The following is a 26983-nucleotide window of genomic DNA, read 5'->3' as shown; positions in this document are numbered from 1 at the left end:
CCGTTATCTCCCTTTATCTTATATAGAAAAAAATATTTTGGGATTCTTTGGGAATAACCGGGGATTCCCCACACTATATCATAGCAACACGTCATGGAAAACGCTTTTACCACTACTGAAGATTTTTTACAGGACGATTCCTTCCTCCGCTACTGTATGGGCGTGAGCGAGGAAGATACCCGCCGTTGGGAAGACTGGATACGGGAGAACCCCGACCGCCAGGCCCCCTTTGAGCAGGCCAGAAAGATATTTGATGCCATCAACGGGCAACAGGGACAGCTGCATGCTGCGGTCGGCCAATTCAGGTTGTTGCTCCGGGAGCATGTTGCCAATACAACTGCACAGGCGCCTGCTGCCTTAACCCCTCCTGCCCGGGGCCAACAACGCCGGCTCTACTGGTGGGCTGCCGCCGCAGTGCTGGTACTGGTGGCCGCCACCGGATGGTACCAATACAGCCGTTACCGTGAGCAACATCTCGCCACGGCCCGCCCAATTCATGATGTACAGCCCGGCACCACCAAAGCCATGCTCACACTGGCCGACGGCACAGCCGTCCCCCTCGATTCCACCGGCGCCAGCCAGTTTGAAGAAAAAGACGGCACCCGTATTAACAAAGGCCAGGGCTCCCTGGTATACGACCACTCCGGCAACACCACAGAAAAAATACTGTTCAACACCCTCGCCACACCTCGCGGCGGTGAATACCAGATCACCCTCCCCGACGGCAGCAGGGTTTGGCTCAACGCCGCATCATCCCTGCGCTTCCCTACCCGGTTCGCCGGCAACGACCGGACCGTGTACCTTAACGGGGAAGCCTACTTCGAAATCAGCCCCAATGCACAACAACCATTCCACGTACAGCTCAGCGACAACCAGCAAATCACTGTATTAGGCACCAGTTTCAACGTTATGAATTATGCCGATGAAAACAACATCACCACCACACTCGTCACCGGGAAAGTCATGGTGTCCCGGCCCGACGGACAACAGGCCGTTCTGGCCCCCTCCCAGCAGGCGGTCATCACCAAAGGACAAAACCGTATCACGGTATCCGATGCAGACGTCGATAAAACCATCGCCTGGAAGACAGGGATGTTTGAATTTGAAGATGACGACCTTCCTTCCATTATGCGGACGATCGCCCGGTGGTACGATGTAGAAGTGGTCTATAACGGCAATATCCCGGACCAGCACTATTCCGGCTCCATCCGTAAAACGTCTACCCTGTCGCAGGCCTTACGCATCCTGCAAACAGCCGGTATTCAATATTCCATCACCAACAAAACCATCACTATTAAGTCATTTTGATATTTGGTCATTTAATCATTGAAATCAGCCAGATGAGTCAGAACCTACAGTAAGGAAAACCAAAAAATAGTTAAATATCCAAATAACCAAATACCTAAATGAAAAACCGGACATGTCGCCACATGCCCGGTAGAAAGTTCTGGTAAACAAAAAACAATTGTCGTAAAGCCTTATTGCTCACCAAAAACCTAACAAAGTTATGCCATTTAGAAATGCCGTCAAACACCGGTGGTCCCCGGTGTGCGCGCAAATGCTGAAAGTTATGAAGCTAACTGCTTTTCTGCTGCTGGTACTTGCCCTGCAGGTGAGTGCCACCGGTTACTCGCAAAAGCTGACCCTGGACATGCACCGTGTACCACTCACTAAAGTGCTCCGGGAAATCAGAAAACAAACCGGCTATACCTTTTTCTACAACACCGAAATGCTGAAAACGGCCGACAAAGTATCCGTTTCCGCCAGCCAAGCAAGCCTGGAAGATGTCATGACACAGTGCCTTGCAGGTAATAAACTGAACTACAGCGTGGTGGACAATACCATCATCCTGTCGGTGAAAACCAATGGCGCCGATGTAAAACCCGTCGCCAATATTTCGGTATACGGCCGCATCACCGACGCCCTCACCGGCGAACCGCTGACAGGTGCTTCTGTTAAGCTGAAAGGCAGCACCAAAGGCACCAGCACCGACGCCAAAGGCAACTTTGCCCTCGAACTGCCTGATGGCGGCGGCATCCTCGTCATCTCCTTCATCGGATATGAAACCATCGAAAAACATGTCACCAAAGCCGGCCCCCTCGATATCACTCTGCAACAGAAAGCGGTGCAGACCGAAGAACTGGTGGTGGTAGGTTACGGCACCCAGAAAAGGAAAGATGTGACCGGCTCCGTTTCTTCCGTTCGCGTGAACACCATCAGCGCCAATGTCTCTAAAAATATCAGCAGCGCCATCCAGGGCCGCGTTCCTGGTGTGTCCGTGGAATCCGCCAGCGGCGCGCCCGGCTCCGGCCTCAACATCACTATCCGCGGCCTCAGCACCCTGGGCAACAACGCGCCGCTGTTTATCGTGGACGGTGTGTTCGTCAACAGCATTGACGGCGTAAGCCCTAACGACGTGGAGTCCATCGAAGTGCTGAAAGATGCGGCCACCGCCAGCATCTACGGCTCCCGCGCGGCCAACGGCGTAGTGATCGTGACCACCAAAGGCGGCCTGAAAGAAACAGCGCCCAAACTGGAAATCGACAGCTGGTTCGGCGTGCAGTCCGTTCCCAAAAGAATGAGCCTCCTCAATGGCGAACAATGGACAAAGCTGATGCAGGCCAACATGACCGGCATCCCCGACTACAACGGCGTTAACACCAACTGGCAGAACGCCATCTTCCGCCAGGCCACCATCGCCCGCACCAACGTTAACTTCAGCGGCGGCTCCAAAAACTTTACCTACAACCTCTCCGGCGGATACCTCAAAGAAAACGGCACCATGATCAATACCGACTACTCCGCTGCCAACTTCCGCGTGAAAACACAATACGAAAAAGGCAGAATTAAAGTAGGCGAGACCGTTATTATCAAAAGAGGCGTCAGCAACCTCGCTCCCGGCGGCGGCGACCAGACACACAGCCTCGTAGGCAGCGCCCTCGTTATGCCGGCCACCGTACCGGTATACGATCCTACACAAGACCTCGGCGGCTACGGCAGAAGACCGATATACATGAAAAATCTGTCCAACCCCGTTGCCCTGCTGGAAAAAATCAATAAAAGCGCGAAAGACCTGAACCTGCTGGCCAACGCCTTCGTGGAAGTGAAACTGATAGAAGGGCTGCGCTACCGCTTCAACGTGGGCCTGACCGAAACACAGGGTTACACCCGCACCTATACCGGCATCTATAATGACGGCAACGCCGCCAACACCCTGCCCGACCTCCAGGAAGGCAGTTCCGTCGCCAACTCCTGGCTGGTGGAAAATACCCTGAACTATACCAAAAAACTGGGTAAACATAATATCGACGCAGTAGCCGGTTATACCGCCCAGAAAAACACCTACTCTGGCTTCAGCGCTTCCCGCAACGACCTGCCGGACGGCACTTCCGTACTGGGCGCCGGTACCGCCAGCTCCCAGAAAAATGACGGCAGCGCCAGCACCAGCGCTATCCTGTCCACCTTCGGACGGGTGATGTATTCCTACGATTCCAAATACCTGTTCACCGCATCTATCCGCAGGGACGGTTCTTCCCGGTTTGCGACCGACTACCAGTTCGGCTCCTTCCCTTCTTTCTCCGCCGGCTGGAACATCCACAATGAAAATTTCTTCTCCAGCCTGCGTAATGTGGTCAGCAACCTGAAACTGCGCGGCAGCTGGGGCGTACTGGGCAACCAGGAAATCGGCAACTACCTCACACAGTCTGCCATCACCAGCGGGATCAACTACGTACAGGGCAATACGTTATGGCCCGGCGGCACCGCCAGCGCCTACGCTTCTCCCCTCGACCTTTCCTGGGAAGAAACCAAAATCGTCAACGGCGGCATCGATGCAGGCTTCCTCGATAATAAACTGTTCTTCATCTTTGAAGTCTTTCATAAAAAAACCAATGGCGTACTGCTGGGCGTACCCTTCCCCCTGTCTGTGGGTAAAACGGGCACGCCTACACTCAATGCCGGCGTGATCGAAAACAAAGGGTACGAAGCTTCCGTGGAATATGCCAGCCAAACCCGCAACGGCCTTAAATACCGCGTAATGTTCAACGTTTCCCATACCGCCAACGAAATGACCGCTATCACTGTGGGCTCCGGCAGACAGGAATTTGGCGATATCTCCAGAGCTAAAGTGGGCGCGCCTATTGGCTCCTTCTTCCTCATCAAAACCGATGGCATCTTTAATTCCCAGGAAGAAGTCAATGCCTACAAAGGCAAAGACGGCAATCCTATTCAGCCCGATGCCAAACCCGGCGATATCCGCTTCGTAGACTACAACGGTGACGGTAAAATCGATAACCAGGACGTACAGAACGTCGGCAGCCCCTTCCCGAAAATCACCATGGGCCTGGCCGCTAACCTGTCGTATAAAAACTTCGACCTGAACCTCTTCTTTGAAGGCGTGTCTGGCAACAAGATCTATAACGGCAGAAGACAGTGGATGGAAAAGATGACGGAAGTAACCAACCTGTCCACCGCCGTACTGGATGCCTGGACACCGGAACATCACTCTAACTTCCCCCGTTTCACCCTCTCTGATCCTAACAACAATAAAAGAGAAAACAGCGACAGATGGCTGGAAGACGGTTCCTATATCCGTTTCAAACGACTGGAATTAGGTTATAGCATGCCCACCGCTATCACCGGCAGATGGGGTATCGACAAGGTGAGATTTTTTGGCTCCGCTGAAAACCTCTTCACCGCTACCAAATACAAAGGCTACAACCCCGATCTGGGCGGTGGCGCGCTTTCCCGCGGCATGGACAACTCCTGGGACGCCTATCCGCTGTCACGCACCTTCCTGCTGGGCCTGAACCTTTCCTTCTAACCATCCAAAAAAAGTTGTACGCAATGAAAAAATCAATCAAATATATCGGCGCACTGGCACTGACGATGGCGCTGGCCGGCAGTTGCAATGAACGCGACTTCCTGACACAGACAGATCCCAACAGGATCACCGAAACTAATTTCTGGAAAGATGAAAGCAGCTTAAGCATGGCGCTGGCCGCCACTTACAGCCCGCTGCGCCTTCCGCTCTATGGCTACTGGGGCGCCTTCACCGGCGTACAGGACATCAATGCCATGGGCGATGATGTATTTACCATCCCCGGCGAAGAAGCGCCTACCTGGGCCATTGCATCATATACCAATGATGAAAACAACAGCGATGCCGCCGATATCTTCGAAAAAACCTACCAGTGTATCCATCGCGCTAACCTGATCCTGGCGCGTATCGATAAGGTACCTATCGATGCCGCCAAAAAAGATATCTATATCGCAGAAGCCAAATTCCTCCGTGGCCTCTCCTATTTTATCCTCGCCTCCAACTGGGGCGCCGTGCCGCTGCGCACGGAACCGGTGGAAACCACCAACGCCTATGCCGCGCCCTGCGCCAGCAAAGAGCAGGTATGGCAACAGGTGGTCAGCGATCTGTCGGCCGCCAAAGACAAACTGCCGGTAAAACGCGATCCCAAAGAACAAGGCAGGGCCACCAGCGGCGCCGCTATTGGTTTCCTCGGCAAAGCATATCTCTATATGGAGAACTACGCACAGGCTGAAGCCACGCTGACACTGCTCACACAGGCGCCCTACAGCTACGGCCTTGTCGATAATTTTGAGGACAACTTCACCGATGCCAACGAGTTCAACAAAGAATCCATCTTTGAATGGGTATGTGCTCCCCTCGGCGACCCGTATGGCCCGTGGGGCGCTGAAACTGCCAACTCGCCGATGTTTAACTACATCCCGCAGTTTATCGGCCCTCCGGCCGGCGGCGGATGGTTTAAGTATGTGCCGTCCAACTACCTCGTGTCACAGTTTGTAAAAGAACCACGTCCTGCCGGTTCAGACACCAAATTCGACAAACGCATGTACGCCACGCTGATGTGGAAATACTCCACCCTCGGCGAAGCAGACAAAACTTTCTACGATAACAAAACATTCGACGACCTGTGGGGTTCCGCCCGCGCCAAAATCCTGCGCCTCTATCCGGACACCAAACTCGATACCGTTACCAACGGCCGTTTCCTGATCAAAAAATACACCGGCGCCTGGCGTAATGTGGCCAATGCCGACAACTACTGGGGCGCCACACCGTCTACTGCCAACTATCGCGTGATGCGTTTCGCCGAAGTGCTGCTCATGCGCGCAGAAGCAGCCACCCGAAACGGTAATACCGGCCTGGCGCTGGCAGACATCAACCAGATACGCACCCGTGCCGGCCTCGCCCCTAAAACCGCAGCAGACCTGCCTGGCGCCGATCAGCTGATAGCAGAAATAGACCACCAGAAACTGCTGGAAATGTTCTACGAACAAAACAGGATCTATGACCTGCGCCGCTGGAACAAATCGGCCGCTCAACTGGCGTCTGTCCTGACAGCCCGTGAGAAACAAGGCGCCAACACTTTCAAGGCCAAACACTATGTATTGCCTATCCCCGCAAGGGAACTGAATGCCAATCCAAAAGCCACCCAGAACGATCTTTGGAAATAATATCCGGGCGTGGAGAGCAGCCTGCTCTCCACGCATCCCGGTCAACTAACTGCCATGCACACACGCCTGTTATGCCTGCTGCTGTTATGCAGCTGTACCGCCCACACCGTCCGCATCAAAATGGATGTTCCCCCTGCACTGCAGGACCAGTTGAAAGCCACTACCATAGCCGGCGAAAACCTGCCGCAGGAATTTAAAAACGGTTTGCTGCTGCTCAATCAGCGCGATGATCCCGGCATGATTTACCTCGTCAATGCCGAAGGACGTATTGTCTGGTACCACCAGGTAAAAGGCACCGGCTTTAAAACCGCACACCTCACCAGCGAAAAAACGTTCCTCTGCATTCTCGGTGATAAAACTTTTCCAACCAGTTATGGTAATGAAATACTGGAGATCGATTTGCATGGCGATACCCTGCTGCACCTGAAAAAAGGTCAGGAGGATTTTAGCGCAGACGTACACCATGAAGTGTTACGCAAAGGAAAGGATGCCATCGTAGCGCTTACCAGCGTGGAAAAGATAGTAGACCTTTCTCTTCAGGGCGGCAGCGAACAGGACACCGTGAAAAGCGACGGCATCGTGGTATTGGACCGCAAAGGCCACCGCCGCTGGCAATGGAGCATGTTTGACGCTTTGAAGCCAACCACCGATACCGCTATCCTGCGTGAGCGGCATGACTGGATGCATGCCAACAGTTTAAGCTTCGACAAAGACAGCAATTACCTGATTTCCTTCTACAACAACGGGCAGATCTGGAAAATCAATGCACAAAGCGGCAAAGTGATGTGGAAGTTCGGCAAGGGCGGCGATTTCGCTATTCCTGATTCCGCCGCATTCGATATGGGCCACGCCGTGCATATCAACGCCGACAATGACCTGATGCTGTTCGACAACGGTGTGTCGCGCCAGCAATCGCAAACGCTCGCGTTTAAGCTTCATGAAAGTTCCCGGCAGGCCGCGGTGACGCTCCGGTCTGTATTACCATCCTATCTTTTTAATGAAAGGATGGGCAGCGCTTACCTGGTGGGCCATGATCATGTAATACAATGTTGTTCAAAACGCAACACCGTGATACTGACCAGCCGTAATGGCCGTCCGCTGTGGACTTTACGTACCACCTTCATTCCGTACCGGGCCGAGTTCATCACTGCATCACAGTTATTACCCTATGTCATTGCACCATAACGTATAAAGCTTTTGTTTATGACGACAACACAATATATCCGTACCGGTTGTTTCCTGGCAGCAGCTGCAGCTGTGATGGTCTGGTCCTGTAATACCGGCAGCAGCGCCAAAGCACCGTCACCGGCAACCAGCATGCCGGAGCTGCTGAAAGTTGACACCAACAGCATTCCGAAAGACAAGTACGGCGAGATGGTCCGCTATGGCCGTGAGCTGATGCTGAACACAGCCTATTATATCGGTCCGGATGGTGTAAACGGCCATTACCTGGGCAATAAAATGAACTGTACCAACTGTCACCAGGACGGAGGCACCAAAGCTTTCTCCTTCAACCTGATGTTGTCCCATCAGGAATATCCGCAGTACCGTGCCCGCGAAGGCAAGGTGCTAACGCTCGCAGAGCGGATCAACAATTGTGTAACGCGGCCGCATAATGGTAAACCGCTGCCGCTGGACAGCAAGGAGATGGTGGCGTTTCTCGCGTACCTGCGATGGATCAATAGTTTTGTGCCGAAAGACAAACCACATCAGGGCAGCCACAACCTCGCCGTAAAACTGCCTGATACCGCCGCAGACCCGGAGAAAGGAAAAATGTTATACCAGGAACATTGCGCGCGTTGTCATGGCAAAGACGGAGAAGGCCAGCTGGCGGGCGTTTCCTATACCTATCCGCCGTTATGGGGCCCTGATGGGTATCAGCCCGGCTCCAGCATGCACCGTGTGATCAAGCAGGCGCAATGGCTGAAAGCTAATATGCCTTATGACAAAGCCACATGGAACAAACCGTTCCTCACCGATGAAGAGGCCCTCGACATCGCGGCGTTTGTGAACAATGACAGCATTCATGCCCGTCCCGATGTCAAAAACTATGACTATCCGCATGTAGCGGAAAAGGCTATTGATTATGACAAGGGACCTTTCGCAGATACTTTCTCCGCACGGCAACATAAATATGGTCCGTTCCGCCCGGTGATCAGTTACTGGGACCAACACGGCATGAAAGCATCTTACTGACAAGGAATCCTAATCACCAGCTATACTATGCTACCCTGTAAAAGCTTCCCCAAACGGGAAGCTTTTTTTATAACATATATTCTCCGGCGAATGAAAGAGTGCCTGTCACCGGAAAAATAATTTGGTTGTCATGGAATTAATTTCTACCTTAATTGTCGGATTTTTACTACGCTCTTTTTTCCTGGCAGCGCTGTTACAGAACCTCAAAGATTAGTGGATACCCCAAATAAGCCAGGAAGAAGATTTGAGAATAGTATTTCATTTGTTTAAGACGGGAAGTTCAGAATTAGCGTCATTAATTGTTGCTTATGTCATTTCCAGCGGCGACTATCGGTGATCTGCATGTGTGTTCACATGGAGGTGGCCCTGTCCTTGGCCCGGGATGCCCGACTGTATTAATTGGAGGCAAACCTGCGGCTGTAATCGGGGACAGTTGTGTTTGTCCTTTAGCACCTGATGCCATCATTACCGGCTCTGCCACGGTGTTGATTGGAGGTAAGCCGGCAGCACGGATAAGCGATAGTACAGCCCACGGAGGTGCCGTAACAACAGGTGCCGCGAATGTCCTGATTGGCTGATTTCACAGATTATTACAACATTTTTTAAGTTGATCGTTTGCCTTCGGCAGATGATGGACCGGAATGGACTTGTCTTTTCTTAACGTTGGTCTTTTGTCTGATACAAGACTGGAGGCCGATCGGGAGTGGATTGCCTTCCCATGAAGTTTGCTTTTTGTTTTCGGCAGATGACAAATTTCTGCGAGATTTTTTTCCAACGTTATTTTTTTCGGTAGATGACTAACCGCGAGTGGATTGCTTTTTCCAACGTTATTTTTTGCCTTCGGCAGATGATCGATCAACAGTGAATGGCATTTTGGTTGTGTTGTTTTTTTACGTCAGGCGAGTCTCCCGAATGGAATCGGATGTCCTTATTCAGAAGACACGGTTTTATATATAGTTGTTTGCAGCAAAAGGATACAGTTTAAAATATACATATGCTGACCGAAATACTGACCATCATCAGAGATAGTCTGACGCCCCAATTCGGAGGCGGGGACTTCGACCTGGGCAACATTGCCAGTCCGGGCAATGCAGCACCGTCTGTGCTGCTGACACTGGTGAACCTGAAAGAGGAGCCGTCACTTAAAAACACGGCTTACTCCCGGGTAAACAACGCCACGCTGAGAACGGAGTATTTCAATCCCTATGTGTTCCTGAATGCCTACATCATGTTCAGCTCCCGCAAAAGCAACTATAAAGATGCCGTGTCCGACATCGGAAAAATTATCCGTTTCATTCACGGGCAAAACCAGTTCTCCACCAACTACAACGGTACTGACTATCGCGTAGTGCTAAACATGTATTCCCCGTCGTTCGAGGAAATGAACCATCTGTGGGCTATCCTGGGCGGCAAGGTATATCCCAGTATTATGTATGTGATGCGCGTGATAGAACTGCACAACACCAATGTGGTGACCGGCGACGGCGTGATCGAATCCATCACCGGAAAATTCAGTGTTATTGACCCTAAAAAGTGATTGTCTCTGATGGAAAATGTAACCGTGGCATATCAGCATGTGTGTGAAATAGCACTGTCACACCAGTACGTGACAACCACTCAGCCGGCGCTGCCGGTAACGGAGTGGATACAGTGGTATCCCGACACGGCCACGCTGCAGCTGCTGGACGATAAAAAATTAGCTGTCAGGGCTTTCAGCAGCGGCCTGCGGCTGATCACGGCCATCAAAGCCGATAAAGACCCGATTTGTGATCTCAGCAATACCAACATCAGGATAGGGTTTACGTTCATTCCTTCCGTAGCGGCCCATACAAAGCTGGACGCCCACTTTCTTGTAGGCAACCAGGAAGGAAGATATATATTTGGCAACGCCGTGGCCAAAGCCAATGGCAGCACCTATCCTGACATTTCTCTGCAAACAGTCACCGTGGCCGCTCCCACAGACAGCGAAAGGCTTTTCGGCTACATCGAAATCAATATCATCCGCGGGCCCGGCAGCTATGACCTGCTAGACACCGGCGGTAAACTAAAATACCAGAAAGGAACAGCCAACAGCAAATTCTCCCTGATATTTCAACAATAAACTTTTTATCACCATCACTTTTTAAACCCCATCACATGCTCAATTTAACTGCCATCAAAACACCCGGCGTTTATATAGACGAAGTGCCCAGGTTCCCGCCCTCCATTGCAGCGGTGGAAACAGCCATCCCGGCATTTATCGGGTATACGGAAAAAGCAGACATGCTGAGCCCCGGCGACCTGCATAATACACCTACAAAAATCGGCTCCATCGCTGATTACCAGTTGTATTTCGGCGGACCAGCCAAACCCGTTGTTGCCGAAGTGCAGCTGGACCTCAACAACCAGTTCTCCAGCGCCAAAGTAGACTACCAATGGTTCCTCTATGATTCACTACGGCTGTTCTATGCCAACGGCGGAGGTGACTGCTACATCGTGTCTGTTGGCCTCTATACCGCCGGAGCACCGGTACAGGGCGACATTCAAAATGGTATAGACGCACTCGTTAAATACGATGAGCCTACCATCATCCTCTTCCCCGATGCGGCCACCCTCACCGGCACGGCCCTCTATGACCTGCAGGTGTCCACCCTGAGCCAGTGCGACAACCTGAAAGACCGGGTAGGCCTGTTCGACCTGAAAAGGACCGATGCACAGGGCGCGGAATTCCGCGATAAAATAGGCATCAACAACCTTAAATACGGGATGGCCTATACGCCGTGGATACAAGTGGCACTCGACAAAAACATCCTGTACGCCGATATGGTCGGCAAAATCAAAAAAGCAGGCGTGCTCATTCCCTCTCTTAAAAACTTCACGACAGATGCCAACGTCCAGAAAGTGATCGACGACCTCGACAACCTCGCGGCCGACAGTAAAAGAATCAGTACTGAATTCACCACTCTGCTCGGCACCGACAGCCTGGACGGCCTCTTCAACAAAAAGATCAATAAATTTATCCTCAGCGGCACTGCCACTGACCTCCAGGACGTATTCAAATACCTGCTGGACATCGCCAATACCGTCAATACCCTCGATACCACGACCCCGGCGCCAGGCACCCTCAAAAACGCCGATATGATCGTGAACCTCAAAAACACGGTACTGGCACTCAAAGACCGCTACACCAACCTGATCAACTATCAGGCTGATCTGAAAGCATTGGCTACCGCAGGTTACACCACACAAACCTTCGCCGGCACCGCTACGGCCGATTGGGGCGGTGTGTTAGGCGCGGCCGGTACGGCCAACGGCGTGCTCTCCGGCCCTAACGATAAAGCCAAAATGCTCAGCGTGGTGCCCCTTGTGCAAAATGAATTCTACGCCATCCAAAGCACCATACAGGCCGGCATTCTTGATGCGGCCACCATCCTCGAAAAAGCGAAAAACGACGCGCTCTCCGCCGGGTTTCCGCTGTTCAAAAGCATCATCGCAGGCATCAACAACACCAGCATGGCACTGCCGCCCAGCGGCTCCATCGCCGGCGTATATGCGCAGGTGGACAATGCACGCGGTGTATGGAAAGCGCCCGCCAATGTCAGCATACTCGGTACACCGGATATTATCTACTCCAACAGTGAACTAAATCAGCTCAACGTGGACGTGGTATCCGGCAAATCCATCAATGCTATCCGCGCCTTTACCGGCAAAGGCACCCTCGTATACGGCGCACGCACGCTTGCCGGCAACGACAACGAATGGCGCTACGTGAGCGTAAGGCGCTTCTTTAACATGGTGGAAGAAAGCACAAAAAAAGCGACACTGCAGTTTGTGTTCGAACCTAATGACGCCAATACCTGGGTAAGGGTACAGGCGATGATCGAAAATTTCCTGCTCACCCTCTGGCGCCAGGGCGCACTGCAAGGCGCTACGCCCGATAAAGCATTTTACGTGGCCGTCGGCCTCGGCAAAACGATGACGGCACAGGATATCCTCAACGGCTTCATGATCATCGAAATAGGCATGGCTGCCGTAAGGCCCGCAGAATTTATTATCCTGCGTTTCTCCCATATCCTGCCACAGGCTTAAATCATCTTTTCACACATTAAAACCTTACCACAATGGCTGAATATCCAATTCCTAAATTCCATTTTGAAGTCAAATGGGGAGACACCACGATCGGCTTCACAGAAGTCACCGGCCTCGACAGACAAGTAGATGTCATCGAATACCGCGAGGGACAAAGCAAAGACTATAACAAAGTAAAAATGCCGGGCCTGCAGAAAAGCAGCAATATCACCATGAAACGCGGCACCTTCCCCAATAAAACCGAATACTTCGACTGGTTCAAGGAAGTCAATAACCTCGGTAAAATAGAACGGCGCACTATCACCATCAAACTGCTGAACGAAGTGCATCAGCCAGTGTTCACCTGGTCCGTGCTCAACGCCTTCCCGGTGAAAGTACAGGCCAGCGACCTGAAAGCCGATGCCAACGAAGTAGCGGTGGAAACAATAGAAATCGCGCACGAAGGAATCAGCCTGGTCAAATAACCAAATTTCAAAATAAATAAATCAGTAAGCCCCGAAATCAATACATCTCCAAATCAATAAATCCCAAAATTGCTATGGCTGGTTACTACCCGCCGGTAGGATTCCACTTCAAAGTGGAGTTTACCGGTCTCGGCAAAAGTGATAACGACACCCGCTTTCAGGCTGTCACCGGCCTCACGGTGGAATATGAAACAGAGACCGTGAAAGAAGGCGGCGAAAACAGGTTTGAACATACCCTGCCCGTGAGGACCAAGTACCCCGACCTCACCCTGAAAAGAGGCATGCTGCTCACCGATTCGAAAATATTCGACTGGTGCATGAAAGCCTTTCAGGACAGGGAGTTCACACCTTCCGATATCGTAATCACGCTGCTCAACCATGAGCATGAGCCTATCCGTACCTGGAACGTTGCGCAGGCATGGCCTAAAAAATGGTCCATCACCGAACTCAATGCTGAAACCAGTTCTATTGTGATAGAAAGCCTGGACCTCCGGTACCGGTTTTTTACCGTCAGCTAAAAAATACTGCTATGCCCATCCAGATAAGGGAATTACATATCCGGGTGGTGGTCAACGCCGCCGAAAGTCCGCCCGGCAGCACCGCTGCCACCGGTGGCGGCGGCAACCAACAACCGCCGCCCGACAAGGCCGATGCCGATAAAGACCTGATCATCGCTGAATGCGTGGAACAGGTGATGGCCGTGCTGCGCGACAAAATGGAGAAATAATCCCGTATTAAAACAATCACCCCATGAGTGTTGACAAAGGCAAACTGGAGAAAGTAAAGATCATCGCATATAAAAAGCCTGAAATGGACGATGCGTCCAAAACGGGCGACTTTGATGCGTTCATCAACCCCGAAAGCTACCAGTTGAACTATAAGATAGAATACAGTGAAGGACAGGGACAAGGCACCAGCGGCAAACAACAGAAGTTTAAAGCCATCGCGCCGGACGAACTGGCCCTCGAACTGATGTTCGACTCTACCGGCATCGCCGATGACCAGCCACGGGACGATATATGGGACGATATCAAAAAGTTCAAAAAACTGCTGACAGACTATGAAGGCGACGCGCACGAACCACGGCATTTCCGGGTAATATGGGGACCGATGGCATTTGCCGGCAGGCTCACCTCGCTGAACATCACCTTCAAACTGTTTAAGCCCGACGGCCGCCCTATTCGGGCCATCGCCAAGGTGACTTTCAAAAGCAGCATCGATGACAAAAAACGGGTGGCCAAGGAAGACCCGCTGTCTCCCGATCTGACGCATCAACGTACCGTGGCCAATGGCGACCACCTGTCGCTCATGAGCTTCCGGCAATACGAAGATCCGTCTTACTACTTTCAGCTGGCCCGCGCCAACAACCTCACCAATTTCAGGAAACTGATACCAGGTACCGTTATTAACTTTTTACCACTGGAAGATGCCCGATAACCGCGACATACAAACCAATGGAACACCCTCCGTGACCACCGTGACCGTCCTTTCCGGCGGTCAGGAGGTGCCACGCTCCTACCCGATCGCATCGGTGATGGTCAACAAGGAAGTGAACCGCATCCCCGCCGCCACCCTGATCTACCAGGACGGCGAAGCGTCCAAACAAACATTTGCCCTTTCCGATACCGATCTTTTTATTCCCGGTAAAGAGATCGAAATCAAAGTGGGCTATGGTGGCAAGGATGAAACCATCTTCAAAGGCGTAGTGATACGGAACAGCATCAAAGTGCGCAAAAACATATCCCTCTTCACCGTTGAGTGCCGGGATAAAGTATTTGCCGCCTCTATCACGCCACAGGAGAAATACTACAAAGACCAGAAAGACAAGGAAGTCATGGAAGATATTCTGTCCGCCTGGAGCATGCAGAAAGAAGTGGACGCCACCACCTACAAACATCCGGGGCTGGTGCAGTACCACCTGACAGACTGGGACTTTCTCCTGGAAAGGGCCACCGCCAATGGCCTGCTGATAGCCATAGACGACGGCAAAGCCACCATCAAAGCGCCGGACTTAAGTCAGCAGCCCGTGGAAACCGTGCAATACGGCTCCTCACTGCTGGAGCTGGACCTTGAAATGGACGCACGCACACAACCCGCCGGACTGAAAAGCTACCTGTGGGATTATGCCAGCCAGCAGCTCACGCCCGTTGAAGCGAAAGAACCGACCGGCACACTGGGTGGTAATATCAGCGCCAAAGATCTCGCTAACAGCATTAAAACAAAAGATACCGAACTGAAATTCAACAATAAGATCAACAGCGCCGAACTGCAGCCCGCAACAGACAGTATGCTGCAACAGGCACGCCTGTCGAGGATTACAGGTCGCGCCAATTTCCAGGGCACGCCCAAAATAAAACCCGGCAATATCGTGGCGCTGAAAGGTGTCGGCAAACGTTTTGAAGGCAATGCATTCGTTTCCGGCGTCCGTCACCAGATCGTGAAAGGCAACTGGACCACTGATATTCAAATCGGTTTTCAGCAACCCGTTCCTGTAAATCCGCAGGCGCCTGCGTCCCGTATCACCTCGTTGCAGGTAGGCATTGTCACACAACTGGAAAATGACCCCGAAGGAGAAGACCGTATCAAAGTCACCCTGCCGTTCATCAACAGCAAAGAAGACGGTATGTGGGCCCGTATCAGCACCCTTGATGCCGGCAAACAAAGAGGCTCTTTCTTCCGGCCGGAAAAAAACGATGAAGTGCTGGTCAGCTTCATCGATGGCAACCCCAACTACCCTGTCATACTGGGGGGCCTCAACAGCAGCGCGTTGCCCGCTCCCCTCAAGGCCTCTGACAACAACGACGAAAAAGGACTGGTAACACGCAGCCAGATGAAAATGATTTTCAACGACAAGAAAAAAAGCTTTCAACTGGATACGCCCGCCGGTAAAAAATTCACGCTGTCGGAAGATGCGGACATCCTCCAGCTGGAAGATGAACACGGCAATAAAATAACCATGAACAGCAGCGGCATCAGCATCGAAAGCCCCAAAGACATCTCCTTCAAAGCTACCGGCGCCATGACCGTGGAAGGCAAAACAGCAGACGTAAAAGCTTCCATGGGCTTCAAAGCCGATGGCGGCGGTGGCTGTGAACTGGCAGCAGGCAACGGTATGACAAGCGTCAAAGGAGGAATGGTAAAAATAAACTGACACACATGGACAACAACAGCTTTCTGGGCAGAGGCTGGAGCTTCCCGCCCGCCTTCAACAAATACGGCACCGTGGCCATGCTCGAAGATGTGGAAGACATCTACAGCAGCCTGCATATATTACTGACAACCGCCACCGGCGAGCGGATCATGCAGCCCCGCTATGGATGCGATATGCAGGAATTTGTATTTGAACCGATGGACACCGGCCAGAAAACACTGATGCTCGAAAAGGTGGAAACAGCCATCCTCTTCTACGAACCGCGCATCAAACTGGAAAACCTTGAGATTGACGGCAGCAACGAATGGCAGGGTATCGTATACATCAAAATAGATTTTATCGTGAAAACGTCCAATTCACGGTTCAACTATGTCTTCCCCTTCTATATCAAGGAAGGCACCGAGATACCCAACTTCTTATATACCACCCCCAATATCACTGATACTTTGTAAACCACTATTATGTCACAGGATTGCCCGTTGGTATTGGACCCCTTATTTATTCCGGGAAGCGGCACTTCCCAGCAGGACAGGCAGCTGCCTGCGCTTGACCCTGCCTATGCCCCGGTGGACGAACACAGCACCGCCGACCACCTCGTGTTCACACAGAAACTGTCCGCCTTCCTGCTGTTTATCAACAACGACAATAACAGCGATGGCACCACCTGGGAAAGTTTCTTTAACAAAGACATTTCCACGCAGCTGTCGATGATCGTAACGCAGCAGACCAGCGACTTTGCCGATACACTAAAAAAATTCCTGCAACCATTGCAGGAAGGCACGGCCCTCCTGCCCCAGGCCAAGAACTTCTACGGTAAAATATACAGCGCCCTCTTTTCCCTCGCCTGGCAGATAGAGCAAATGCGGGCGCAGCTGCCCGACACCCTGCTGCTGAAAGCCGTGGTGCAATCGCTGATCACCACCCGCCTCAAAGACCAGCTTCATAAACTGCTGGCTTATTACAACAAAGCTGTCACCGACGGGCTGATCAATGCTAACGCCAACATATACACGAATATATTTGGTGCCGCGTCAGAAGATGCCGATGTAGCGGCAGGACACAGCTTTCCGGCCATCTGGAACAGCTCCGTCACCGTAGATCCGGACATCTACAGTCCGGCGACCACCAAAATCAAAAAGCTGTATTTCGCCGCCAACCACAATTTCTTCAAAAGCGCGATCGATGTTTTTATCAAAGCCATCGTGAAAATAACGGCTGCTGCCGCACAGGAGCTGCAAGACACGCTCGGTCAGTGGGACAGCCACGAGCCGCACAACGCCTTGTTCCTCGCCTTCCTGAAACTGCTGCAGTTCTCCCGCACACAGCTCAACGAGCTTACACAGCGGCACCTGGAGCTGTACTACCAGGAGATATTGCGCCTCCGGAAAAAGCAGCCCGTTCCGGATAGGGTGTTCATGACCTTTGCCCTCGCACGCTTCGCAGATGAATACCTGTTGCCTAAAGGCAGTCAGCTGAAAGCCGGGAAATTCCCCGATGGCAGCGATGCCTTCTATGCCACAGATGCCGACCTGGCCATTAATACGGCCATTATCAGCGATATGCGCAGCGTATATGTATGCCCGGTAGAAGATGCGGACGCAGCTGTTTCCAAAGACCGCGTATATGCGTCGCCGTTGCCTGCCAGCAAAGACGGCAACGGCCTGCCTTTTGACAATCCCAATACGCCCTGGCATCCCTTCGCCAACAAAACGCTGGCAGACTATACCCAGGTGCAACAGGTGAACATGCCGGTGGCACATATCGGGTTCGCGTTTGCCTCCCACTACCTTTTCCTGCGGGAAGGCAACCGCACCATCACCCTCAGCGTGGCCACCAGCAGCCCCATCACCAGCCTGAATGCGACCGATTTTACGGCGGCCATCACCACCGCCGCAGGCTGGACAGCGCTCACCATCACCGGCCTTGCCGCCGCTGCCACGGGCAATGGGTTTGTGCTCACCTGCGCTATGGCGGCCACCTTGCCCGGCACAGTGCCGTTCAATAAAGCGGTACACCAGGCAGCCTTCGACACTACCGACCCGGTACTGCGTATCCTGCTCAGCGAAAACACCGGCGCAACTTCCGCATGGGCAAAGCTGAAAGACACCGTCATCACGGGTTATACGCTGGAGGTCAGCGTTGACAAAATCAAAAACATCCATGTGCAGACAGATACCGGCGTCATGGACCCGTCCAAACCATTCCTCCCTTTCAACGCGGTACCGGCCCCCGGCGCCATGTTGTTGCTGGGATGTGATGAGATATTCCAGAAAAACAACGCCCGCGTAACACCCATGTTCATGTGGAAACAAGGCACCGAATATGATTTCGGCGAATCGCCACAGCTTTATATCCTGCGGCATAACGACGGATGGAAGATCATCCGCCACCCGCTCGACATCTTCGATGCCGATATCAACGGACTGCTGCACAACAAACCCAGGGAACATTTTTATATCGACGATAAAACCCAAATAGCACCGGTTTACAGTAACCTGAATACACCTTACTCTCCTGCCAGCACCACGGGGTTTGTGCGGTACAACCTCACCACCGACCTGGGTTACCAGGCCAGCCTCATACAACGCATGGCCTACCTCACCAAGGCCGCCAACGGCCAGGACCTCACCGGCGTACCCACCGGGTTGTTCACCCCGCCCACCCTACAGGAGATGTACCTGCAATATGTGGCAGACACACAAACCGAAGCGGCGTTCTTCCATGTGTATCCTTTCGGCGAAAAACAAACGCCTGTCGGCACCCACCTGCTGCCGCAATTCCTGCACGATGCCACCGCCAACAAGCCCAGTCTGGCAGAATTTTACCTGGGGCTTCAGCAGTTCCAGCCGCCCCGGCAGGTGACATTGCTGTTCCAGATAGATGAAAGCACCGCCAATCCGCTGGTGAGCAAACCGGATAACCAGGTACGGTGGCACTATCTGATGAACGATGAATGGATCGCCTTTGACAACGCTGCCGTGGCCGATGGCACCGATAACCTCATACGCAGCGGCATCATCGCCTTTAACATACCACGGGAAGCAGACTTCAGCCATCACGTGATGCCCGGTCAGCAGTATTGGCTGAAAGCCACCATCGCGGAAGCCGACGAAGCGGTTTGTAAAACAGTGTCTATCGTTTCACAAGCCGTATCCGCCACTTTCGTGCCTGGCGCAGACATCACTCAGATGCTGGCCTCCCCCCTGCCCGCAGGCACCATCGCCAAACTGGCCACCCCTCAGCCGGAGATCAAAACGGTAACACAACCATTTTCCTCTTTCGGCGGTACACCACAGGAATCCAGCCGGCAGTTCTACATCCGTTGCAGCGAGCAACTGCGGCACAAAGGACGCAGCGTCAACAAATGGGATTACGAACACCTCGTGTTACAGCAGTTCCCCAATCTCTACCGCGCCAAATGTATTCCACACACCCGTTTTGAAAACGGTATTTACAATGAAATGGCGCCAGGGCATGTAACGGTGATCACCATCCCCTCCCTGTTGCAACGCAATGGCATCGACCCTTTGCGGCCTTTTACCTACATGAGCGATCTCCAACAGGTGAAAGAATATCTGCAAAAACTTATCTCACCGTTCGTCCACCTCCATGTCTGTAACCCGGATTACGAACAGGTACGGGTGGAAGCCAAAGTATGTTTCTTCCCGCAATATGATGAAACACTGTTCACACATCAGCTGCAGGACGAAATCACCCGCTTCCTCGCGCCCTGGGCTTACACCGACGGAGCGGAACTACGGTTTGAAAACAGGATCACCAATGCGATGATCGTCAACTTCATGGAAAAAAGATACTATGTCGACTATGTGACAGACGTCAAACTTTATCACGCCGGCATACTGGAAGATATCATCACCCCCGACCGGCAATCCGCCATCATTGTACCGGTAAAGGCCACTGACCACGTGATCACGCCCATTCCTGCCAAAGCTGCCGCTGTGGTGGACAACGGACCTGATTGCGGATGCGCATAAAGCTCAAGTCATTGTATTATGGAAAAACAGACAACCATACTTCGCAATATCAAACTGAAACCGCCGGAAGACTTCAACTTCCTGCGGCAACAGGGCATGAACTATATCCAGCAGCTGGGCAGCCGGTTCTGGACAGACTATAATCTTCATGATCCGGGCATCACCACGCTGGAACTGGTATGCTTCGCCATCACCGACCTGGCTTACCGCACCGGTTTCCCGACGGCCGATATCTTTGCGGCGTACATGGATAAAAGCCAGTTAAACAAACAGGCATTTTTCCCGGCCCATGAAATACTGACCATGAACCCGCTCACGGTCAATGACTACCGGAAACTGATGATCGACCAGGAAGGTATCCATAACGCCTGGCTGGCGCCCCGGCATTGCAGCTGCGATGATAACACACCTCCGCAGGCCGAGTCTGAATGTGCAGACACCTGCAACTGCGAAACAGATATCTATGCAGATGAAAAAAATGGTTTGCTGACTTATAAAAGTCATACCCCGGATGGCAAACAGGCTTTCGAAAAGGTAAACATCAAAGGGCTGTATGACGTACAGATTGCGCTGGAAGACGATCCTGTATTCGGCGACATCAACGATGGCAGGGTGTACCAAACCCTGACCTATGGCAACAGCCGTGCTACCATAGAACTGCGCCTGCCTTCCTACGAAACCATCCTTCAAAAATGGAACGACTGGAAAGACCTGACAAACGACAGCATTTCCGTGACAGGCGTAGCGCTGAACAAAATCGTTGACAACAACAATACCGCTGTAACAGACAGTAATCTGTCCAAAGCCATGCAGAGCGCCATATTCATAGACCTGCAGCTGACACTCAGCAACGCGGCGGTCATCACTTTCACCAACGCGGTACTGAACATATACCTTTCCTTTAGTGACGCCAGTATACCCGCAGTAGCAGATATCACCAGCGCCCTGCAACAGGTGCCGGGCATCATCAGCACGTATAAAAACGGGTTGGAAAAAACAGACGCCCTGATCAATGCCACCCGGAGCAATCTCAATGCGCACCGCAACCTCGATGAAGCATTCTGCCATATTTCACTGGTGCCCATGGAAGACGTCAGTATCTGCATGGACGCAGAACTGAAGCCAGACGCGGACATTGAAAAGGTGCAGGCAGAGATCATGGTAAAAATTGAACAGTACCTGAACCCGAATATCCCTATCTATTCCCTGGCGCAACTGCTGAAAGAAAACACCGATATCACGGAGATATTCAACGGTCCGAGGCTGCACAACGGATTTATCAAAAATGAAGACCTCGACCAGGCGGTCATCAAACAGGAAATACATGCTTCAGACATGATCAATCTCATCATGGACATCCCCGAGGTGGTAAGCATCACCAATTTCCTGATGACCAGCTACGATGAGCGTGGCGAAGTGATCTATCACAGCCAGCCGTGGGTATTGCCGGTAACGACAGGCCATCAGCCACGGCTATACGTACAACGCAGCAAGTTCCTGTTTTATAAAAACGGGCTTCCCTTCCTGGCGGCCAACGAAGCGGAGCTCAACAGCATCCTGCAGGAGCTGCGCAGCAGTGGCGAATATCTCAAAGCGACCGGTATCAACAACGAACTGGACATCCCTGCCGCCACCATCCGCAATATGGAAGATTATTACCCGGTACAATATTCCTATCCGCTTACCTACGGTATCGGGGAATTTGGCCTCTCCGACACAGAACCGGCCGTACGCAAAGCGCAGGCGCGGCAGCTCAAAACCTATCTGCTGTTCTTCGAACAGCTGCTGGTCAACTACCTCGCACAACTGCAACATGCCGGTGATTTGTTCCTGGTAGACAGCAGCCAGCTACAGAGTTATTTTACCCACTGGCTGTCAGAGAACGATATCAAAGGTGTTACGGCACTGTATGCAGGCCTCACGCCGGCAGCACTGCAATCGCTCACAGAGCCGGCCAACGGCGGGCTTGCACGCCGCAACCGCTTCCTTGATCATCTGCTGGCACGGTTTGCAGAGAGCTTCAGCGAATATGCGCTGGCAAGGTATACCAGCATCCCCACAGAACAAACCGCCATGCAGACAGCATTGCTGCAATTGAAAACAGATTTCCTCAGCAATTATCCCGAGGCAAGCTACAACCGCGCCAGGGCGATCGATTATTCCATCGCCGTTCCGTGTACGGCCGGAAACATAGCCGGACTGCAACGGCGGTTGAACAGCCTGCTCAATATAGACGCCACCACCAGCTTCGTGATCATCGAACACCTGCTGCTGCGGCCCCGCATACCCGGACAGGTATTGCTGCCCATCTGCCTCGATAGTGGTTGCCATACCTGCTATGATAACGATCCTTATTCCTTCCGGCTCACGTTTGTAATGCCCGGATGGCTGGAACAAAACATGAAGATCGACTACCGGCGTTATGCAGAAAAAACCATCCGGCAGGAAACACCGGCCCACCTTCTACCCAAAATATGTTGGGTCGATAATAAAGCCTGTGATGACACGCTGCTGTGCGACCTGACAGATCTCCTCTGGGGGTTGCAGGTGCCGCTGCCCGCGACCAAAGAAGACGATGCGCTGCATCAGCTGTGCCTGGTGGCCGAGGCAGCCATAGCGGCCATGAACAACGCCTACCGGCAGGCATTGAGCACCGGCAACAATGTATTTCCGGTGAAAGCTGAGGCAGAAAAGTTTTTTGACGATAACATAAAAGACGGCATCGTGAATGGTGTTCCGGGCATCACACCTGCCGGCATTGATACCGTCAAAGCCTGGATGGTGGATTACTGGCTTAAACACACCGACTGTTTCATCTTCACCCGGCTGGAACTGGCCTGGTGCGCCTGGCTGAGCGCCAACGCCAAACTCGCCGCTAAGGACAACTATCTCGAAAACACACTGGCAGAGGCCCTGCTGAAAACAAATCCCGGTAAAAAACAACAGGATATCTGCTCGTGCGCCCAAAGCCTGATGGAACAATATGGTGAAACCATCCGTCTGTGGGTCATAGCGCAGCTGGCAACCGGCCTGCAAAAAGCGGCCTTCGACAGTATGATCAATGCCATGGTGCCGGTGTGCAGCGGTATCGTCACCACATCCGTCAATGCCGTTTTCACCACTTTTTATGATGCGGACAAAATACAACTGTTACAAACACATGCCGCGCTGATACAGGTCATGTCGGCACTGAAAAGCATCTATCCGCCGGCCACGCTGCACGACTGCGAAGACGGCAATGATGTAAACCCCGTCCGGCTGGGCGCTACCGCTATCGGATAAAACCGGCAGAAAAGGAGAAAGCTATTATTAAATCAAAGAAGTCATTATCATCATTATGATACCTTCCATTCAAAAGTACCCTCAGTTTGAGGCGAACCAGATACTCACCAACGAACAACTGAACCTGTTGTTCGGGTACAATGATGAACAAACGAGGCTGACCAGAAGCCATCTGATCGGCATCGGTATCATTTGCGGCCTGGATGCCATCACCGCGGCAGATGGAAAGTCCGTTACCATCACCCGGGGCGTGGGCGTCACTTCCGCCGGATACCTCGTCATACAGGATACCGACCTGGTGTATGCCGCCTCCCAAAACTATTCCCTGCCAAAGGAAGTAGCTTATCCGGTATTGCAGAACAATGCAGGCGCCAACCTGTACCCGCTGTGGCAGCTGCTGCCGCAGATACCCATCAGCAATCCGGACCCTTCCGCCCGCAACCTGGACAATCCTTTCCTGCTGGACAAAGTAGTGATGCTGTTCGTAGAGCTGAACAAAACCGGCAATAAAAACTGTCTGCCTAACTCCTGCGATGATAAAGGTTCCACCGTGGGCGTCACCATACAGCCGTTGCTCATACGAAAAAGCGATGCCGACAAAATAAAGGCCGTGATCCCTGGTTACCCCAACAAAGCAGCGCTGCCGGATATCCGGATGCCCCGCTTTGATGTGGCGAAAACAGCGCTCAATACCACAGCTGATGTCATCAAGGCATACAAGATCATACTGACCAAAGCTTTTATTGACAAGGTATTGGCCAACCTGAAAAAATTGTCAGACACGTTTGCCTTCCTGAACAGCAATGCCACGGCCCTTGGCAACCTGATACAGAACAACACTATTTTTAGTTATGATACCGACAGTACCATTAAACTGCCGGTGGAATATTACTACCAATACTATTATGATTTTGTCAGCGATCTGGTGGACACCTACAACGAGATAAAAAATAAATCGGGATCGGTACTGGCTACCTGCTGTCCCGACCCCACATGGTTCCCAAGGCACCTGTTTTTGAAAGAAGCCGTCAATCCACCGTCACCGAGCGCCTACCGCCATTATTTCCTGCCTTCGCCGGCAGTGGCAAGGGAAGGCCAACGCACGGAAGAGATCGTACAATTGCTGAACCGCCTCTACATGATGCTGCTCACATTCCCGAAGATAGCAGCGCCTACTATCATTGCAGGCGGCGGCGTCAGCAACTCAGACCTGCGGGTGACGCCCAGTTACCTTGGCAGCAATTTATCAGGCAAGGCTATCCCGCATTATTACAGTGAAGACAAACAAAGCAACAACCGGCAATTGTTTGAATACTGGAACTACCGGCTTACCAAGGATGGCAAAGCGAACCAGAATTTATCCTATCGCGCCATCGAATACCCTGCCACGGAAGATTTTGTTAAAAATCCATTGCGGTATGATGTAGAGCCGTACAACTTCTTCCGGATAGAAGGGCATGTAGGCAAGAACTACAAATCAGTGGTCAACTACCTGCAAGGCATCATCAATAACAACCGCCTGCCTTTTGATATCATAGCCGTAAAAACGGGCAACAAGCCGGATGCGCTTACCGGTAGTACTTTTGACGCACAGTTTGCAGACCTGGAAAGTGAATTCCTGCTGATACAGGCGGACATTATCTGTAAAGGCGGCGCCAACACGACTATCGACGCGTTTAAAAAACTAACGAAGCTGTCACAGCTCAACGACCCGGTGCCGCCCAACAACCAGACGATGCTGGCCATGCTGAAAGCCCTGACCATCGGCGGTATTCCCTGTGATGTGTCAGAACTGGTAAAGCTGCTGGACATTTACAAAACACGGATGACGACGTTGCAGCAGCAGTTCCTGCTTAGCAATTACGCTGAAAAACATGTAGGGTTGCAACATAAAGGCGGCGTGCCCGCCGGTGGCACGTTTGTGATCGTGTACCACGGCGACGTAGCTACGCCGTCACAGCCCGGGAAGTTTTTCGGCGACCTCATTTACCTCGACGCCGTGACCAACAAATACAAACTGGACGAACAGGCTTTTAAGTTTTATCATCCCGATGCCGGCACCGCTGCTGTTATCGGCAGTTTGCTCGGACAGATAGACCCTGCCAACCCGCAGGCAGGCGATTTTATAGAGAAAACCTTTCAACCGATCATCGGTAAATATAAAACCCCTTCGCGGAGACCTTCTTACGGAGGAAGAGGCGTCGTGGGTGCTGCCGGCGCCGGCTTTTCTACCGGGACACCGGTAGGCATCGCCGAAGGCATCGTGTTTGCCGACTTTTACCTGCCTTATCAGTGCTGCGGCGATGGCAGCACCATTCAGTACACCATCAACGAAAGCTCGCAGGCGCTGGCAGCGGACATCACCGGTTCAGAATGCGTCGATGGTCAACAGGTGGTGCATTTCCTGGTCACCGGTGGCACGGCACCCTATAAGGCGAACGGCAATGCTGTCAACAGCCGGTTTGACCTGCAATATGGCAGCAATCAGCCTGGCACCGTAGTCGTGACCGACAGCGCCGGTGGCAGTGTTACCGTACAGGTGCCGGCCAAAACCTGTGAGCCGCCCTGTAACCTGCCCTGTAACGGCATCGTCACCCGCTGTCTCTATCCCACCTGGATGGCACTGCCGGAGAACAACGTCTTTGACGCCAAACTTATCCGGATGGAGATCGCCTACCTCACTATTGCCGATGAAAACGGACTGGTACTGCTTGACGAGCAGTTCGTTAAAGACATTACCGACTATCTCCAGCAAACCGGCGGCATCAAAAACAGCAACTACCACGATTTCATGAAAGCGGTGGCAGACATGATCAACAAGCGGGTGGACAAACTCGCCAAAGGCATATTCAAGATCGAGTACCTCGTGAAAGATGATACGGTCACCGGACAGTTCATGATCATGTCCTATCCCTGCCAGGCATTTGACCTGCGGATACGAATGGACTTCGATGGTTATTATTACGACTACCGCTATACGAAAAACGGGGTGGACGCACAACTGGAAATCCGCAATCAGCACAGCGACCAGACCCGGCTGCCTAAATATGGCTGCTTTATCGATGACCAGTGCAAAGGCACCAGCATCCAGAAGCCCTGCGCCAACGACGGACTCGTGATCAAACGGGAAACAGACAACTTCTACTTCGTCACAGGTGAGTACAAGGCCATCTACTGGATAGCAGAAGAAGGAACACCGGGCTTCGGTACAGGGCCGCAGTTCCACCTGGACAACAGTGACAGGATGCCGGAAAAAATCAGGGTTATCGCCATTGACAATAATGGATGCTGGGCATACGCAGAATATACCCGCAGAAGTAATTAAACCAATAACCAGATAA

At 52.3% G+C, this 26983-nt stretch carries 18 protein-coding genes; all 18 read left to right on the top strand.

The window, feature by feature from the left end; translation table 11 throughout:
• Positions 1–93 precede the first annotated feature (93 nt).
• The 18 genes from HGH92_RS24405 to HGH92_RS24320 all read left to right on the top strand — a co-directional run bounded on the left by HGH92_RS24405 (position 94) and on the right by HGH92_RS24320 (position 26967).
• The gene (locus HGH92_RS24405) at positions 94–1308 is read left to right on the top strand and encodes a FecR family protein (RefSeq protein WP_168873433.1); all 1215 of its coding nucleotides are present in this window, start codon (positions 94–96) and stop codon (positions 1306–1308) included.
• A gap of 262 nt (positions 1309–1570) precedes the next feature.
• Entirely contained in the window at positions 1571–4822 is a 3252-nt protein-coding gene (locus tag HGH92_RS24400; protein ID WP_168873432.1) for a TonB-dependent receptor, read from the top strand.
• 23 nt (positions 4823–4845) lie between these two features.
• Entirely contained in the window at positions 4846–6486 is a 1641-nt protein-coding gene (locus HGH92_RS24395; protein ID WP_168873431.1) for a RagB/SusD family nutrient uptake outer membrane protein, read from the top strand.
• 9 nt (positions 6487–6495) lie between these two features.
• Positions 6496–7671 (top strand): aryl-sulfate sulfotransferase, encoded by a 1176-nt coding sequence (locus HGH92_RS24390; RefSeq protein WP_168873430.1) that lies wholly within the window; start codon positions 6496–6498, stop codon positions 7669–7671.
• An 18-nt stretch (positions 7672–7689) separates the two neighbouring features.
• On the top strand, positions 7690–8682 hold the full coding sequence (locus tag HGH92_RS24385) for a c-type cytochrome (RefSeq protein ID WP_211092735.1): 993 nt from the start codon (positions 7690–7692) through the stop codon (positions 8680–8682).
• A gap of 308 nt (positions 8683–8990) precedes the next feature.
• Positions 8991–9260 (top strand): PAAR domain-containing protein, encoded by a 270-nt coding sequence (locus tag HGH92_RS24380; protein ID WP_168873429.1) that lies wholly within the window; start codon positions 8991–8993, stop codon positions 9258–9260.
• 416 nt (positions 9261–9676) lie between these two features.
• Entirely contained in the window at positions 9677–10219 is a 543-nt protein-coding gene (locus HGH92_RS24375) for a DUF4255 domain-containing protein (protein ID WP_168873428.1), read from the top strand.
• A 9-nt stretch (positions 10220–10228) separates the two neighbouring features.
• Positions 10229–10783, top strand: a complete 555-nt coding sequence (locus HGH92_RS24370; protein WP_168873427.1) for a hypothetical protein — start codon at positions 10229–10231, stop codon at positions 10781–10783.
• Between the two features lie 35 nt (positions 10784–10818).
• Positions 10819–12750, top strand: a complete 1932-nt coding sequence (locus HGH92_RS24365) for a phage tail sheath C-terminal domain-containing protein (protein ID WP_168873426.1) — start codon at positions 10819–10821, stop codon at positions 12748–12750.
• Between the two features lie 32 nt (positions 12751–12782).
• Positions 12783–13214, top strand: coding sequence for a phage tail protein (locus tag HGH92_RS24360; RefSeq protein WP_078671504.1), 432 nt, complete (start codon positions 12783–12785; stop codon positions 13212–13214).
• A 74-nt stretch (positions 13215–13288) separates the two neighbouring features.
• On the top strand, positions 13289–13732 hold the full coding sequence (locus HGH92_RS24355) for a phage tail protein (protein WP_168873425.1): 444 nt from the start codon (positions 13289–13291) through the stop codon (positions 13730–13732).
• 11 nt (positions 13733–13743) lie between these two features.
• The gene (locus tag HGH92_RS24350) at positions 13744–13941 is read left to right on the top strand and encodes a DUF5908 family protein (RefSeq protein ID WP_168873424.1); all 198 of its coding nucleotides are present in this window, start codon (positions 13744–13746) and stop codon (positions 13939–13941) included.
• Positions 13942–13964: 23 nt separating this feature from the next.
• Positions 13965–14651, top strand: coding sequence for a LysM peptidoglycan-binding domain-containing protein (locus tag HGH92_RS24345; protein ID WP_168873423.1), 687 nt, complete (start codon positions 13965–13967; stop codon positions 14649–14651).
• Positions 14641–16365 (top strand): type VI secretion system tip protein VgrG, encoded by a 1725-nt coding sequence (gene vgrG / locus HGH92_RS24340; RefSeq protein ID WP_168873422.1) that lies wholly within the window; start codon positions 14641–14643, stop codon positions 16363–16365. Before HGH92_RS24345 ends, vgrG begins: the two co-directional genes overlap by 11 nt.
• Before the next feature lie 5 nt (positions 16366–16370).
• Positions 16371–16817: a GPW/gp25 family protein gene (locus HGH92_RS24335; protein ID WP_168873421.1), complete on the top strand. Its 447-nt coding sequence runs from the start codon at positions 16371–16373 to the stop codon at positions 16815–16817.
• Between the two features lie 9 nt (positions 16818–16826).
• On the top strand, positions 16827–20360 hold the full coding sequence (locus HGH92_RS24330; protein ID WP_168873420.1) for a baseplate J/gp47 family protein: 3534 nt from the start codon (positions 16827–16829) through the stop codon (positions 20358–20360).
• A gap of 18 nt (positions 20361–20378) precedes the next feature.
• Entirely contained in the window at positions 20379–23642 is a 3264-nt protein-coding gene (locus HGH92_RS24325) for a hypothetical protein (protein ID WP_168873419.1), read from the top strand.
• A 55-nt stretch (positions 23643–23697) separates the two neighbouring features.
• Positions 23698–26967, top strand: coding sequence for a hypothetical protein (locus HGH92_RS24320; protein WP_168873418.1), 3270 nt, complete (start codon positions 23698–23700; stop codon positions 26965–26967).
• Positions 26968–26983: the final 16 nt, after the last annotated feature.

The sequence above is a fragment of the Chitinophaga varians genome (genome assembly GCF_012641275.1).
GTDB lineage: Bacteria > Bacteroidota > Bacteroidia > Chitinophagales > Chitinophagaceae > Chitinophaga > Chitinophaga varians_A.
Note: the sequence above shows the minus strand (reverse complement) of the source record. Positions and strands in the feature narration are given on the sequence as shown.